Source organism: Spirosoma pollinicola (genome assembly GCF_002831565.1).
Lineage (GTDB): Bacteria > Bacteroidota > Bacteroidia > Cytophagales > Spirosomataceae > Spirosoma > Spirosoma pollinicola.
The window spans coordinates 81,318-97,210 of sequence record NZ_CP025096.1 but is presented as its reverse complement, the minus strand read 5'-3'; the positions used below and the strand labels follow the sequence as shown (position 1 = coordinate 97,210).

The following is a 15,893-nucleotide window of genomic DNA, read 5'->3' as shown; positions in this document are numbered from 1 at the left end:
GGGCTGTACCGTCATTTTACATTATTCATTTTGCATTATTCATTTTTTCTGTTGAGCGTCAACGTCTACCTTCTGTTCTGCCAGAGCTACTTCTTTTTCCTGCGACTTGTTCTGTCGTTCAAAAACCTGGATCAGTACGATAAAGTAGGAGAGGAGCAATGGCCCAACCACTAGCCCCAGTATCCCGAAAATAGGTACACCAAGCACAATGCCCGCCAGCGTGACGAGTGGGTGAATATCGCCCATACGTTTGGCCAGCATAATCCGAAGCAGGTTGTCGATGTTAATGATGACAACAACACCCACCACCAAAATCCCAATGCCCTGGCTGGTGTTACCCTGTGATAGCTGAATTAGCCCGGCAGGTCCCCAAACTAAAGGTGTACCAAGAACAGGAATAAAGGCCATAAAGAAAGCCACCGTTCCCCAGAAAATCGCATCGGGAACACCAAATATCCAAAGCGTTGCCCCCGTCAATACCCCCTGTACAAGACTGACCAATGCCTGCCCGATTACATTGGCGTTGACATTGTTCTTCAGCGATTCCCCCAGCTCTTTTTGGGTGTCCCGTTTAAACGGCAGGTATTTTTGCAGCCCTTTTTGAAAGCCTTCCTGCTGCACAAACATGAAATACATAGTGAAGAACATCAGGCCGAGGATGACAATAAAGTCCAGCGCACCGCCCGCCAGAGAGGGAAGAAGACGACTGGCGTAAGATCCGCCTTGCCGGAGCAGATTTTGAATATTCGCCTGACTGGTTATCTGATAACCGGTCAATTCTTCCGCTTTCTTCGCCAGATTCAGAATATCTTCTGTATGCTGAGAATAGTACTGAATACGGTCGATGAGCAGTAAACTCAGCGTCAGGAACGGCATAATGATTACCACCACCGAGAAGATAATCAGGAGGGTTGTTACCAGCGATTTATTCCAGTTTCGTTTGATGGCCAGCGCCGTGAACCAGGGACGGAAAACAACATATAAAATTCCAGCTCCCAGAAAAGCCGATATGTAGCCGCTTAACCCAAAAATAATGAAGCCCGCAATAATAATCAGGCTCGTTATTAGTAAAACCCGTTGTTGCTGGGGTGTGTAAATATTGGTCATACCTAAAATCAATGCCGCGTTAATGAGCGTATTTGTTAAAAACGCATTAAACACTACGAATTGTTTAAAGAAAGGAGGGAGGAAGTGGAAGAAAGGGAGCCGCAACTAGTCGCTTTTTCCGCTCTTCCCCTTCCTCCCTCTCCTCCTTTTCTTCCCCTATTTAACATTCCGTTGCACTGAGAGCCAGCCCGGCTTCCGATGTTTCCTTGTATTTTGTTGACATATCGCGGCCGGTTGCCTTCATGACTTTAACAACGGCATCGAGCGAAATCTTCTGGAACGAAGCCGCCCCCGATGTGGCCAGCAGAAACGCATTATAGGCTTTCACCGCTCCCATAGCATTCCGTTCGATGCAGGGAATTTGAACGTAGCCCCCAATTGGGTCGCAGGTCATGCCAAGGTGATGTTCAATGCCAATTTCGGCGGCAGCTTCAATGGGGCCAATGTCGGCTTTGGCTTGGGTGCAGCGTGTCAAAAAAGCCGCGCCCATAGCCGAGGCTGTTCCGATTTCGCCCATGCAGCCCATTTCGGCCCCGGAAATACTGGCGTTGTGTTTAACCAGAAACCCAATCATTGCTGCTGCCAGCATGCCCGCCCGCATGGTTGCTTTGTCATAGTGAAAACGGTGTTTCGCCAGAAAGGTCAGGCCGGGAATAACGCCCGAAGCCCCCGAAGTAGGTGCCGTAACAACGATACCGCCAGCCGCGTTTTCTTCGGAAGCGGCCAGGCAGTAGGCGTTCAGGAAAATGAGGAAACTGTCCGACGACTGGCTCATGCCCTTCGCTTGCTGAAACAGAATTGGAGCTTTTCGACTCAATTTTATCGAGCCCGGCAAAATTCCTTTCTGTTTTAGCCCGCGCCGAACTGCCTTGTGCATGAAATCCAGAATCTGGTCAATTCGCTGGTTGACTTCAGCGCGATCTCTGCCCGTTAGTGACATTTCATTGGCCATTAATAGCTCATCCAGCGAAATAGTATTTGCCGTGAGCTGCGCTTTCAACTCGGCCATTGTACTGTACGGATAGGGTACAGAATAGGCATCGGCGCTGATTTCGGGCTCGTTTTTACGGATAATGAAGCCGCCCCCAATGGAATAATATTCTTCTTCCGACAATACAGCCTCACCCGATGTTAATTTGATGACCATCGTATTATGGTACGGCGAATCGTAGCGCACACGCTCGAAGTGAATCTGCTGAGGGCCAACCTCAATCGTTTTCTCATCAACCGGAACGGGGTATAAAGCCGCCGGGTCGCGTAAGAGTTTCAGCATGGCGACGGGGTCGGTGGTTTCGGGTTGCCAACCTAATAGCCCGGCCACTACAGCACGGTCGGTACCGTGGCCCTTACCCGTTGCACTCAGGGACCCGTAGAGGTGAACATGAATGGCATCGGCCCGTTGCTGAATCTCGGTTGGTAAGTGAGCCAGCCGTTGCCGAAAGTCGAAAGCCGCTTTCATCGGTCCGATCGTATGCGAACTCGACGGCCCCGGTCCAACTTTAAACAGATCGAAAACGGATGTTGTGATAGGAGAAGATATCATGTTGATGAGTTGTAGTGATTTACCCGATGGCGCAAGGCTCTGGCCTTGTGTCTACTGTTCTCCGGCCTCTGGCCGGTGTAGCAATATAGTTTAATAATCCGGCCAGAGGCCGGAGAATAGTAGACACAAGGCCAGAGCCTTGCGCCATCGGGTAAATCACCGATCCAACCCTCTAATCTGATCCAGATAGTCTGTCGGTAACAAGACTCGTTGAACAACAGATCGAAGGCCTAGGAAATTTAACACCTTATACAGCCCAATTGAATAGGCCAGTAGTGGCTTGGTAGGTAAAGCAAGTTGCTGGCTCACTTGTTTTGGCACAAGAACAGCCTGCGCCTGCCGAAGTAAGTTATAACGCCAGTTGCCAAGTTGTTCGCGGTAGCGCTGAAACAGCTTGTCGGTAAACTCACTTCGGAGCAGGTCGCGATTTAAATGAGCCTCCCGATCGATACGCCAGTTGGCATAGGTGTTGGGTAAATCGGGAACGTGCATCCCGGCACCCACTTCCCGAAAGGTACTGAATAATTCTTCGCGTTCGGGGTTGGTGAGGGGCCTGTAAAGGGTTTCGTACGCTCGTTCCGAATAGTCGATCAGCATGTAAAGCACATCGCGGTAGGCCCAGTCGGGAATGGTATGCCCCCGATTTTGCTCGACTCCGCCATGAATAGCGTCCATTTGTGCGATAGCCTGACGCGCTTTCAACTCAGGCGCGAAGACAATCTCCTGCGCGTAACGAACCGTTGAAAATAGTCGGGCAATAGGGTCAGCGGGGAGCTTCCCCGTATAAAACAGCCAGTCTACAGCCCGATTTAAAGCGAACTCGGCGGCTGACCCAGCAAAAACCAGTAGTATAACATCGGCGTCGCCCCAGATGTGGCGAACGATTGAGTCAGGTTTAACGAAATAAGTCATTGACAATTGTTGTCGCTGTGTTGCTGGCGTAGCCGCTAACGCATACCTCACGGGCACGCGTTTGACCTTACACTAAAGCCAGCAGGCTACATGGCTAATACAACAAATTCAACGCGTCGGTTCTTTCGTTTATTTTCTTCCGAGTCATTTGGGGCAGCCGGTTTATTACTTCCATAGCCGTTATGGCGCAGGCGTTTCTCCGCTATACCATTTGTGACCAGGTAATTCGTAATGATTTTGGCTCGATTCTCCGATAGCGCCTGATTGAGCCGTTTGTCACCTACGTTATCGGTATGCCCGGCAATTTCGATAACCAGTTTAGGGGTAGTAACCAGTGTTTTAATCAGCTTATCCAACTGAGGAAACGATTCAGGCCGGAGTACGTAGCTGCTTTGATCGAAGTAAACATTATCCAGACGAAAGGACTGATTGAGTTCCAGATTTCTAAATACACTATCGGTTTTTGGGTCTTCTTTTTCAAGCCGGATTACATAACCATAGTCGGCGCAGGTGTCACAGGAAACCACCATAAGTTCTTCGGCCTCATAGTAACCGGGAGAACTGGCAATAACGTTGAGCGTGTCGGTACGCGTCAGAATAAAGGAAAACGCTTTTACTGAGTCGCTTTTACCCGTAAATTTCTTTTTAGCCTGAATAGCCTGAATGGTAAACTGAGCCGGTAGTTCAGCTGATGTTTTATCGTCAACCGCCGATATGGTAAAGAGGGTTTTTTGGGATTTAGTGGGCAATTTCACTTGCCCAAAAAGTGGCGAAAGTGTTAACAGGCTAACGACAAGCAGGAGTACGGCGCGCATTGTGGTACGATTTATGAGTCACACAATGGCGGTACTGCAAAAAAAATGCCGGATATGTCGTTAGGTCTTTTGTAGTCCTAAATTCGTTGGTAAGCCATCCAGGCTAGTCAGGTTATTTTTCTGCACATAGTCGAATAAACCATCTGCCCCTTTCTTTTCGGCCCATTTGAAATGGACATCGCGCTCACCTGCGTAGTCAAAAAGCGGAACCCCAAAACCACAGGAGGTTTGCACTAGCTCAATATCAGCGATGATTAGCTGACGGGTGCTTGGGTAGAGCGTAAAACCGGGTGAATATTGATTCCAGGCATCGGTGCCGGGTAAAGCAGTAACCCCTTTCCCGTACAGTCGGAGAATGTTGGGAGCGCCCTCAAACGAGCAGAACATGAACGTAATGCGGCCGTTTTCGAACGTATGCGCTGAGGTTTCATTCCCGCTGCTGATCAAATCCATGTATCCCACTTTGTTATCCTCCAATACCCTGAAACAAGCCAGCCCTTTTGGCGACAGATTAACGTGTCCATCAGCACTCAGGGGAGCCGTGCTGACAAAAAAGATATGCTGTTTTTCGATGAAGTCTCTGTGAGAAAGCTTGATGGCGTCGTGGAATTTACCCATGATGGTTAGTTTTGCTTGTCATGATAAAGCTAAGCATATTCCTTTTAACTCATCGCTAGTGTTATCGGCACGGGTAGGCCGAAGCTTTCACGCAGCGCAACGCGGGCCGCGTGGTAGCCACACATGCCATGAACGCCACCACCGGGAGGAGTAGAGGAGGAGCAGATAAATATACCCGGTGCCGATGTTGTGTAAGGTGATAGACCAATGACCGGGCGGGTATATAACTGCCCGATGTCGATGATGCCGCCGTTAATGTCGCCCCCGATGTAGTTTGGGTTGTAGCTTTCCATTTGCACTGTATTCATGGTGTGCCGATCCAGTATTCGATCCCGGAAACCCGGGGCAAAACGTTCAACCTGTTTCTCGATGATATCAGTTCTGTCCAGCGTCGAGCCGTTGGGAACGTGGCAATAGGCCCAGGCCGTATGCTTGCCTTCGGGGGCGCGACTGGTGTCGAACAGGCTTTGCTGAGCCAGGAGAATATAAGGTTTGTCGGGGTGTTTGCCGTCGGAAGTAGCTTGTTCTGCTTCGGCGATTTCTTCGAATGTGCCGCCGATGTGTATCGTTCCGGCCTGCTGGCATTCGGGAGCTGTGAAGGGAATAGGACCGTCCAGTGCCCAGTCGATTTTGAATACGCCCATGCCGTAGCGGTACCGTTCTAACTGGGTACGGTAAAGAGATGAAAACCGTTCTCCGGCAATGCTGAGCAATTGTTTGGGTGTAACATCGAATAACACAACCCGCGTGGAGGGAATATCCTGAAGCGATTTTACCCGCCGATCCGTTTCAATCTGTCCACCTATAGACCGGAAATAGGCCGCCAGCGCATTGGCTATCGTTTGCGAACCACCTTTCGGAATTGGCCAGTTGTATAAATGACCGGCCGTCATAAGAACCAGCGCAATGGCCGATGTCGTCAAGTTGCTCAGTGGCTGAATCGAGTGAGCCGCCATACCGCCGAAAAGGCCGCGGGCTTCTTTTGTTTTGAATCGTTTTACGAGTTGCGTTACCGGCAACAACGCATCAAGCCCAAAACTCGCCATGTCGATCGGGTGTTTCGGGAACCGCAACGGCCCCAATATGTCAGGGGCCATTGTGGGCCAATCTCGAAGGATAGGTTCCAGTAACTTTCGGTAAGTCTGTTCATCAGCGCCAAGCGATTGGGCGGTGTTTGTCAGGGAGCGGCCAAGTGCTGCCGCCGTGCCGCCATCGAAGGGATGTGCTGCCGCTACGGGAGGCTCAATAAATTCCAGCCCATGCTCAGCGAGGGGTAAATTTCTGAAAAACGGCGAACCAACGGCCAATGGGTGAATGGCAGAACAAATGTCATGAACAAAGCCCGGTTGGGTCAACTGCGCCGAGCGAAGTCCTCCACCAATGGTGTCTTTTGCTTCGAGAACAAGGACCGACAGTCCGGCACGCTGCATCGTGATGGCTGCACTGAGCCCGTTCGGGCCGGAGCCGACAATCACGGCATCAAAATCAGTTTTAGCCATTTGGTCCTACTATTGGAATTATAGTTATAACAGTCAGTATAGCGGTAACTGTTCCAGGTTATTTGACATGCTGACGCCGGAAGGGCCTTTCACGTATGGGTATTTGAAAGCTTGAACGGAAATACAACGGTGTGCAAGAGCGTCTATTGATACTCCCCTGCATTCAGCGTGCTTTTCGACAGCGCGTAAGGCCGATTGATTCGATCAAGCACGACATAAATCGAGTCCTTGTTTTCGGTTATTCCTGTCAATACCACCCGCGAACCATCGGTTGTCTGGTAGTTCAGGATCATGCGTTTTCGTTTACCATCTTCCTGCCGGGTTTCTGATTTAATGCCTTTGGCCCGGCGTGTCGTGAGGGCTATGGGCTCAATTTTTGAGTACTCGGGGCCGATGTTCGCGAGTGCAGTGGCTGGAATCCAATTATCGGGTTTCTCAAGTGTTTTCTTCCTGTCGCGTTTACCCGAAGTATCGCCCTCGCTGTCTTCGCCCCGCCGACCGGGCCGGTATTTGTCCTGCAAATACAGCACATGATTGACCGGGTCGGCATCGTAATAGAAAACTCGCTGACCACCGGCTACCCCTGTCAGTTCGAAGGTTCGGTTCAGGTCGCGCATGGGTGAGCCGCCCCCGTTCGAGAGGTCGAGTGGTACCGGCCGATTCACTTTAAACGTCAGCGTCGACCAGTTCTCGAAAGTGGCTTCCTGCCAGCGAAGTGAATCGACCGGTGAATAAGGTATTTCCTTGTTGTTGAGCCGGAACTCCGAAACAGCGTAGTTGCCGCGTAACTCCCGAACGCCCTTTTGAGCCGGTTGCTTATAGGGGTCATACCGGAAATTGACGTATTGGATCCAGAACAGAAGCACCAGAAAAATGCCGATAGTAGCCGTTTTTAGACCAATTCGGCCTATTTTCTGCCAGATTTTGCCAAACGACGGATAATAATAGTTTGGGATGGTGAGTTGCTCGCGAATGAGTAGATTGTACAAATCCTTTACATAATATATCAGCAGAAAGCCGGATAGTAAAACAAAGTACGAGCTATAGCCGTGTACGCCACCATCGTAGGCAAGGTTTACATAGACAATATCGGCCAGTGCCCCAAAAAGCAATACGGCTCCCCAAAAGGTTGTTGCCCGGAAGAACAGTAAAGCACCGGCCAGTACTTCCACAACGCCCGCAAACACTTCGTACCAAGGCACAATTCCGATAGAAAGCCAATAGATTTTTTGGGCGGTCAGGTCGCCAAAATTCGTATTGAGCAACCCCAATGATGGGTAGGGTAACTGCGTGGGTAGCAATTTTGTAAAGCCGAAACCGATAATACCAATACCCGCCCGGTACCGAACAACAACCCGAAGCCAGTAATAGAGCAGGTTGTAATCGCGCGGTTCCGCCCGCCGAATTTTAATGACGGCGGTCCAGATAAGGCCAAGTGCCGCTGAGACGAGCAGAATAAATACCCATTCCCCATATCCCAGCCAAACCGGCCACCAGCTTACACGACCCAGGATGTTTGGCTGAAAGCGAGCTACGTCATATAAATCCCGGTAATGCAGATGCAGCCAGTCGAGCGAAAAAATATTTTTATACCAACTTGCGCTGGTTGGTAGTGAAATGACCGTAAAGAAGATAAACGCAATTCGGAACGCGATCTTCTGAGCAGTCGTCCAGGCCCGGTATCGACTGGCCGATTTAGAATCTTCGGGCTGTTGTTTCCCGGAAATTTGAGAATTCGACGCAACGTGTTGCCGTTCATGAATGGGTATTTGGGTTAGTTCCTCGGGCGAAATAAGCCCTAAGTCCTGACGTTCGGGAGTGATATCGGGAAGTGCCATTGTTTAGCAGGATTAGAGTTTGAGTGTGCCCCGACGACCGGCTTTGGCAGCCTCGTTCAGCAGGTATTTTTTGTTGAGTTTATTGAGTACCACATACACAGAATCCCGTCTCTCATTGAGTCCGGACAGGATAATCTGATTCGAGCCGTCACGCTCATACTGCAACGTCAGCGTTTCGTTCGGGTAATTGGGATTCCGGTTTGTCAACGCCAGCACATGCCGGGTTGAATCGACCTGATAGCGGTAATAATGACGACCAGCCGAACCCGCCTGTTCATAGGTTCGGCTGGCATCGTCGGCCATAATTCGTTCGGTGTTCGTTCTATCCAGAATAACGGGCCGATTCGATTTAATGCTGATTGTATTCCAGGTTTCAAAAACGACGTCCTGCCAGCGCACGGAGTCCGTTTTGGAGTAGGGGAGGGTTTCGTCCGCCAGCTTGAACACACTTACATCATACACACCCGCTGCTCCGGGCAAACCCGCTGTTTTTGGGAATTGGTAGGAGCCGGTTTTATAGGCTGCGTAGGTTTTGTATCCATACAGAAAAACGGCGAAGAAGATGAAACTGCTCTTCAGCGCCAAGCGGCTATACCGTTGCCAGGTTTCAGTAAAAACAGGTTTGAACCGGTTTGGCAGCGTTGGTTGCTCAAGCGAAACCAGCCTGAACAAACGGATAGCATCATACCCAAACAAGACCAGTGCGAACGTGATAAGCAGCAAACTATAAACAGACTCACCGCCCTCGTAGGCCAGATTCGAGACAAAGACATTACCCAGAAATGGAATGATTATCAGCGTGCCGATAGCCGTTGTCTTGCGGTTGAGGAGTAAAAGCCCGCCCACAATTTCGACGAGCCCTAAAAATGATTCATAGGAGGGCACTATGCCCAGACTGAGCGAAAATAGTTTCCAGGCTGTAAAATCGCCATAGGGCGTGTTAAGGTTGCTGATGGATGGGAGTGGAGCCAAGAGTGGGAAAAGCTTAATGAAACCGTAGGCAAAGACCGCAATAGCTAAGCGGTAGCGCAGCACAACACGAAGCCAGTAGAATAGGGCTGTATAATCTGTTCGGGTTGAATCGCGTAACGACCAGATTACAGTGCCCGCAAGGGCAATCAACGCAACTACTGCCCAATTGACAAAGGTGTCGTCCTGCCCAAAAAAATGAGGGGCGTAGCGCGATAAGTGGAACAGGTCGCGGTAATAAAAGGCCCCCCAGTCAATTGAAAACAGGTCACGGTAGAATTGCCAACTGAGAGGAATAACCTGGATAATGAAGTAGATGAATACAAAGCGAAAGAGTACTTTCTCTGCTTTCGTCCAGGCAGGAGTGGGTGGTGGAGTTGATTCAAATGCTGACATAAATGGGAAATATTAATAATTATAATCTATAGATTAAATAGGTTATTTGGGTCGATGTCAACTTGTTTATTGATGAGTGTATCAGACAGCATCTTGCTGTCTGGCCGTCAGGCAAAGATGAACTCCTTACCCCGTTCCGACTTGGCCAGTTAAGGGCATTTTTTAGCCTGATGGCCAGACAGCAGGATGCTGTCTGATACACTCATCTCTTTACTTCGCTGGTTCGTTTACCCGTTGTGGCTGTTGACTCAACACTTTACGCGCTTTCAGGTCAAACTTCTGGCCTTTGCTGAGGAAGTAAAACGGCCCTCCCGTGCTGTTCTGGCCCGATGGGTACTTTGTGCTGTTGGCAATTTGACCGGCCTCGTAAATGCCGACATAGGATGCGCCAATAACCTCGAACGTATTCTGTTGCACTACAATGGCTGTCCCTTCGTCAATGGCAACACCCAATAGCTCAGGTCGGGTTTTAATTACGTCCACGAGGTCGAACTGACGATTCCGACGCAGGAAATGCTGGTCGATGGTTACGTTGTGAATAAAGTCAAGCCCCTGTGTATGGTCGCCAATCATAATCGAGTTGCCTTTGGTATCGCCCCGAACCATAAACGACCCAAGAACGGTAGCCCCGGCCGATGTGCCGCCAATAACGCCCCCCCGACTCAATACGGCATTGAATTCTTTATGTGCCAGCGTGTTCAGGTAGGAATCGGCAAGTCGCCAGTGCCGACCACCCACAAACCAGACGCCCGTGGCTTTACGCAATGGAGCCACAAACGATTCCTGATTGGCCACTTTTGGATCGCGGGTGTGCAGAATAGTAATGTCCTTTACGCCCAGACTGAGCAGTTTTTCCTCTTCGCGGGGCGCACTGTCGGCTGATGAATCTTCGCCCGCCGTTGGAATAATCACGATGCTGGCTGCGGCTGGCCCACCGGCCAGTTCAACGAAACGGTCCCAGATTTCAGACCCCATATTTCCCCCGCCCACAATGACCAGCGATCCTTTTTCGGGCCCTACAAATTGGGTCGTTTGCGCGTTGATCCTGCCAACGAGTAGTGCCAGGAACAGGAGCGGTAAAATGATTTGCTTTTTCATTTCAGTAGTTTGTTTTCGTGTTATTGGGCTGTTAATACGCAACCGAACGAAGATAAGTTAATACCCCTGATTTTGCGTCAGCGCCTTATCGGCCAGAAGTTCGCTGTTGGGAATGGGCAGTACGTATTTACTGGCATCGGTAATGCCCAGAACAACCGCCACCCGCCCGGTACGGATCAGGTTGAACCAGCGATCAGCCTCGAACGGAAATTCGACTTGCCGTTCGGTTTCAATGGCTAATAATAGAGCGTCTTTGGTTGTTGCCTGCGAAACGGCCAGACCCGCCCGATCACGAACGGCGTTCAAATCGGTGAGTGCGGCCGCTATTTTACCCAGTTGGGTACGGGCTTCTGCACGAATCAGATACAACTCAGTAATACGAATAATGTAGGCCGGATCGGTGCCGAGTGGCGTGCGGTAATACAGTTTGCCGTACCACAAATTACCCGGTGGACTGGTTTGGGCAATCAGGTCTTTCCGGTTACCGCCCACATTCGGGTCGTTGAGCAAGGCTACAAGTTTATCACTCGGTGCCCATTCGCGCCGACCGCTGAGTGCCGGAGGAAGCCACCAGTTATAATGACCGTTTTTGAACGAATTGGTATAGGCAATCTCAAAGACCGATTCTGTTGTGGCCACTGCGTTGTTCGCAAAGAAAGCATTGTACGGTTTTGCCAGTTTGTAAGCAGCCGCATCGTCGATGAGTTTGCTGGCGTAGGTCTCTGCCTGTTCCCACTCCCGCCGATAGAGGTGATACCGCGCCCGCAACGCCCAAACGGTTTTCCGCGTAACCTTGTTACGGTTGGTTGTCGCTGCCAGAAGAGGCTCCGCAGCCGTCAGGTCTTTCAGTACCTGCGCGTAGGTTTCGTCCAGAGTACTGCGGCTGATACCCGTATTGTCGGATGGCGTGTGCGTTGCATTCAAGATCAACTGCACACCGCCCCAGCCCCGCGCGAGATCGAAGTACGACAAAGCCCGAAGTGCATAGGCTTCGCCCTGAATCTGATTTTTTCGGTCGGCGGTTAGTTGCGGGTCTTTTAACGTAGGAACCACTTCCAGTAAATAGTTGGCTTGTAAGATGGTCTGATAAATAGCCGACCAGGCCGAGCTGACATACCCATTGGCGGCTGTTAACTTCCGGGCCGTAATCTCCTGCGGAGCCGACTGCGAACCAGTCCACTGAATGTCGCCCCCCGACAGGTAGGACAGGGCCGGAAAGTTAGAGCCATAATAGTTGTCACTGCCCAGTCGGTTGTAGAGCCCATTTACAGCCGCTTCGGCGGTGCTGGCGTTCGTAATTGCCTGTGATTCATCGACCTGTAACTCCGGTTGCACATTCAGAAATTGCTGGCAACTGGTCAGAAGTACAAGGAAAGGAAGTATATAACGTATCTTTTTCATGCTGATTTCGTTTCGGTGTAGTCCAATCATATCCACCCTAAAGGCTGAAAACGACAACGGACAGAACGTGTGAGGAGCGTTTATAACGTAAGGTTGAGACCAAACTGAGCTGTCCGCGGTTGGGGTGGCGTGCCCAGGTCATAGCCTTGCGTTGTGGGGTCGGCGGTGACGTTTACCTCTGGGTCCGGCCCCTGATAGTTGCTCAACAGCCACAGGTTCGAGCCGCTGTAATATACCCGTGCCGAGGAAATCCCCAATTTGCGAAGAACTGATTTAGGGATGGTGTAGCCAAACACGAGTGAGTTCAGTCGGAGAAATGACCCATCTTCAACAAATCGACTGGTTAGACTCAGGTTGTAGTTGTTGCCAATGGTCGTGACACGTGGCACATCGGTAATGTCGCCTTCTTTCTGCCAGCGGTTCAACTGGTTTTTGTTGATGGCCCGACGGTCATCCCGCGTACCACCCGACTCCAGGAAAAACCGGTTGTTGTTAAACACCTTGTTGCCGTAGGTGAAATTGAAAAATACCGACAGATCGAACCCTTTGTAAGCGAAGGTGTTGTTCAGCCCGCCAAAGAATTTGGGCAACGCGCTCCCGTAAAACTGCCGGTCGGCCACGGTGATTTTGCCGTCTTTGTTGACATCGTCATACACGGCATCGCCCGTTTTTGGGTCAACATAGAGCTGTTTATAAACATAGTACGAGTGGAATGAATAACCCTGCGCCATGCGCTCCGTGGCGTAGCTGGCATCAACTGGAATAGACAGTTTTTCTATTCGGTTTACGTTCCCGGCAATGTTGAAACTGGTAGTCCACTGGAATCCGTCCTTGTTGATATTCTGACTGTTAATTGAGAATTCGAGACCCCGGTTGCTGATCTCGCCATCGTTCCGGTAAATGCTGGCAAAGCCCGAACTCTGCGCCAGTGGCACCTGTAAAAGTAAGTCGTAGGTGTATTTCGAGTAAGCGTTTACTTCCAGACCAATGCGGTTGTTGAAGAAGCCGACGTTTAAACCGACGTTTGTTTGCCGGGTAGTTTCCCACTTAAGGTCGGGGTTAGCCAACTGCACGGGAAAGGTGCCCGGATTATCGAGGTAATTGTACCCACCGCCCCACAATCCGCGAGACGCGTAGTTACCGATACCATTCTGATTCCCCGTCCAGCCAACGCTGGCCCGAATTTTCAGGTCGCTCAGGAAATTGACATCTCGGAGAAAATTCTCTTGTTTGAGCTGCCAGGCGACCCCCGCCGAGGGGAAATAACCCCAGCGGTGTCCTACGGCAAATTTCGAGGAAGCATCGGCACGGAGGCTGGCTTCCAGGAAGTATTTCTTCGCGAAATTGTAATCGACCCGGCCAAAGAACGAGACCAGATTATACGCATTACGGTTTGAGGAGGAGGTCGTGACCGAGGCCGAGGCAATTTGTTTAAAGGCATCGGACGGGAAATTGGTGCCCTGCGCCAGTGTTTGGGTAGCTACATTGCCCTGAAGCGTATTCCCGACCAGCGCCCCAAAATTGTGCTGCGTGCCAAACGAACGGCGATACGACAAGGTCTGCTCATTGATCCAGACTATGTTTTTGCTGACGCTCGATGTGGCCAGTCCTTTGCTCGCACTGCCCCGGTTGGTTAGCGTATTCCAGTATTCATATTCGTTAAAATCGTTGTAGTCGATACTCCAGCTACTACGAAATTTCAACCCGCTGGTGATGTCATATTCACCGTAAATGTTGCCGATATACCGCGTGCTGGTCGAGTGCATATCGGTGTTGTTGATCAGCACATCCAGGTTGTCGAAGCCCGCCCATTTGGCATAGGTGCCGTCGGTATTGAATTTGGGTAAATACGTTGGCGTATGCAGAGCCGCCTGTAAAATACCCCCCTGCGGACCATCGCCCACACGTGCATTCGACCGGTTCGACTGCGACATGATATTGCTCGTACCGATGCGGATTTTGTCTGTAATGTCCTGATCCAGATTAAGTTTAAAACTTGCTCTGGAAAAATCATTCGTGCGCAGTGTGGCCTGTTGACTGGTATACCCTCCGCCAATGTAAAAGCGTGTTTGCTTCGTGCCACCCGATACGGCAACGTCATAATTTTGCAGTACTCCCGTCCGGAAAATATCGTGCAGGCGATCATACGTCTGCTGTTCTTCGGGTAGCCCGCGCCCCCCTTCCGAAACGGGACGGAAAGGCCGTGTGGCGGCTGGTTTGCCGTCGTTCGTCCAGGCTTCGTTGATGATGGTGGCGTGCTCAGGGCCGGTTACCAGATCCCAGAGTTTGGGTGCCCACGCCTGCCCGACCGATGCATTGAGACTTACCTTGGTTTTGCTATTGTACGAACCCCGTTTGGTCGTTATCAGCACGACACCATTGGCCGCCCGCGCACCGTAAATAGCCGTCGCTTCGGCATCTTTGAGAATCGAAATTGACTCAATATCAGCGGGATTGATATCGGCCAAAGGGTTATTTGCCTGGCCTTGCGTCGTGATTTTCTGGAGCGACTGGTTATTCACAAACACCCCATCGACCACATAAAGCGGGTCATTACTGGCGTTAATGGACGTTGTTCCCCGAATGCGGAAGAAGATTCCATCGCCGGGTACGCCCGTGTTGGCCGCTACCTGCACACCGGCCGCCCGACCCTGCAATTGCTGATCGAAGCTCGCAACGGGACGGTTCTTGATCTCGTCGGCGTTGACCTGTGTAACGGAGCCTACCAGACTTTTGCGGTCTTGCGTGCCATAGCCAACGACCACGACTTCATTGAGTTGCGACGCCGATTCCTTCAGGAAAATCTCAAGGGTATTTTTTGAGCCAACCTTTATCTGATTAGTCTGATAGCCAATGGCTGAGATCACTAATTCGTCGCCCGACTGAGCATCCAGGCTAAAAAGGCCATTAACGTCGGTTGTTGCCCCTTTTGTTTGGTTTTTTACTACCACGTTGGCACCGGGTAGGGGTTCGCCGTTATCGGTTCGAACGATGCCTGATAGACGCGTTGCGGTTGATTGTGCCAGCAATCCTCCGCAAGAGAGTAGCCAGACTACTCCCGCAAATAAAAGTTTTTGCATTACTTTGTCCTGGTTATGTGAAAAATGAGGCCAGTCCGACGCTTCGGGTGCTAAAGCCTTGTTGTTAGCCAGCCGGAACGGTTGCCGCCGTTTCGGCTTTTTTTGCCTATGAACCAGTTGCCGCCGGATCACAGGCCAGTAATCGAAAAAGATACTTACTGTATTTCCTGCACACTAACCATACCCTGCACGGAGCGTAATCGCTGTGCCAGAAAACCCAATAAGTTAGGTTCATCCAGTATTTGAACAGTTAACAACCCATTTGCCTGTACGCCATTACCCTCAAAACACAAGGCACGGATGATGTATGAACCATCCTGCGGCACTGTGTCTGCAATGTCGCTAACAAAATTTAGCCGGTCGAAACCCGCTAGTTGATACGTCACGTTGGCAACGAATGCCGGTATGCCGGGCTGAGGGGAGGTGAGTGATGGTTGCATGATTGACAGTCTGGAAAATGAATGAGCATTGTTGTTTGTTATTTGTCCTATAGAATATGTAGGGTAATGTTTACTCGTTTTAAATCTCACTGGTTGACCTGCCCCGTAAAGACAGGCAACTAAATCGTTAAAGTTGGTGAGTAGGGCGCTGGGGTTATAAGATGCCTGGCGCGGAAG

At 50.6% G+C, this 15,893-nt stretch carries 12 protein-coding genes; all 12 read right to left on the bottom strand.

Features of this window, described 5'->3' with window-relative positions; translation table 11 throughout:
- Positions 1 to 39: 39 nt before the first annotated feature.
- The 12 genes from CWM47_RS00425 to CWM47_RS00370 all read right to left on the bottom strand — a co-directional run bounded on the left by CWM47_RS00425 (position 40) and on the right by CWM47_RS00370 (position 15,716).
- Positions 40 to 1,107, bottom strand: a complete 1,068-nt coding sequence (locus CWM47_RS00425) for an AI-2E family transporter (protein WP_100985842.1) — start codon at positions 1,105 to 1,107, stop codon at positions 40 to 42.
- 160 nt (positions 1,108 to 1,267) lie between these two features.
- Complete coding sequence (locus CWM47_RS00420) at positions 1,268 to 2,650, bottom strand: L-serine ammonia-lyase (protein WP_100985841.1); 1,383 nt, start codon at positions 2,648 to 2,650, stop codon at positions 1,268 to 1,270.
- A gap of 156 nt (positions 2,651 to 2,806) precedes the next feature.
- Positions 2,807 to 3,562, bottom strand: a complete 756-nt coding sequence (locus CWM47_RS00415; protein WP_100985840.1) for an oxygenase MpaB family protein — start codon at positions 3,560 to 3,562, stop codon at positions 2,807 to 2,809.
- 86 nt (positions 3,563 to 3,648) lie between these two features.
- The gene (locus CWM47_RS00410) at positions 3,649 to 4,377 is read right to left on the bottom strand and encodes an OmpA family protein (protein WP_100985839.1); all 729 of its coding nucleotides are present in this window, start codon (positions 4,375 to 4,377) and stop codon (positions 3,649 to 3,651) included.
- 60 nt (positions 4,378 to 4,437) lie between these two features.
- On the bottom strand, positions 4,438 to 4,995 hold the full coding sequence (locus CWM47_RS00405; RefSeq protein ID WP_100985838.1) for a pyridoxamine 5'-phosphate oxidase family protein: 558 nt from the start codon (positions 4,993 to 4,995) through the stop codon (positions 4,438 to 4,440).
- 44 nt (positions 4,996 to 5,039) lie between these two features.
- A complete protein-coding gene (locus CWM47_RS00400) occupies positions 5,040 to 6,494 on the bottom strand; it encodes a phytoene desaturase family protein (protein ID WP_100985837.1) in 1,455 nt (484 codons plus the stop codon).
- Positions 6,495 to 6,637: 143 nt separating this feature from the next.
- On the bottom strand, positions 6,638 to 8,332 hold the full coding sequence (locus CWM47_RS00395; RefSeq protein WP_100985836.1) for a hypothetical protein: 1,695 nt from the start codon (positions 8,330 to 8,332) through the stop codon (positions 6,638 to 6,640).
- Positions 8,333 to 8,344: 12 nt separating this feature from the next.
- Complete coding sequence (locus CWM47_RS00390) at positions 8,345 to 9,697, bottom strand: hypothetical protein (protein ID WP_100985835.1); 1,353 nt, start codon at positions 9,695 to 9,697, stop codon at positions 8,345 to 8,347.
- A gap of 210 nt (positions 9,698 to 9,907) precedes the next feature.
- On the bottom strand, positions 9,908 to 10,795 hold the full coding sequence (locus CWM47_RS00385; protein WP_100985834.1) for a cyanophycinase: 888 nt from the start codon (positions 10,793 to 10,795) through the stop codon (positions 9,908 to 9,910).
- A gap of 57 nt (positions 10,796 to 10,852) precedes the next feature.
- On the bottom strand, positions 10,853 to 12,196 hold the full coding sequence (locus tag CWM47_RS00380) for a RagB/SusD family nutrient uptake outer membrane protein (protein WP_100985833.1): 1,344 nt from the start codon (positions 12,194 to 12,196) through the stop codon (positions 10,853 to 10,855).
- A gap of 80 nt (positions 12,197 to 12,276) precedes the next feature.
- The gene (locus CWM47_RS00375; RefSeq protein WP_100993670.1) at positions 12,277 to 15,276 is read right to left on the bottom strand and encodes a SusC/RagA family TonB-linked outer membrane protein; all 3,000 of its coding nucleotides are present in this window, start codon (positions 15,274 to 15,276) and stop codon (positions 12,277 to 12,279) included.
- A gap of 155 nt (positions 15,277 to 15,431) precedes the next feature.
- Entirely contained in the window at positions 15,432 to 15,716 is a 285-nt protein-coding gene (locus CWM47_RS00370) for a hypothetical protein (RefSeq protein WP_100985832.1), read from the bottom strand.
- Between the last annotated feature and the right edge of the window lie 177 nt (positions 15,717 to 15,893).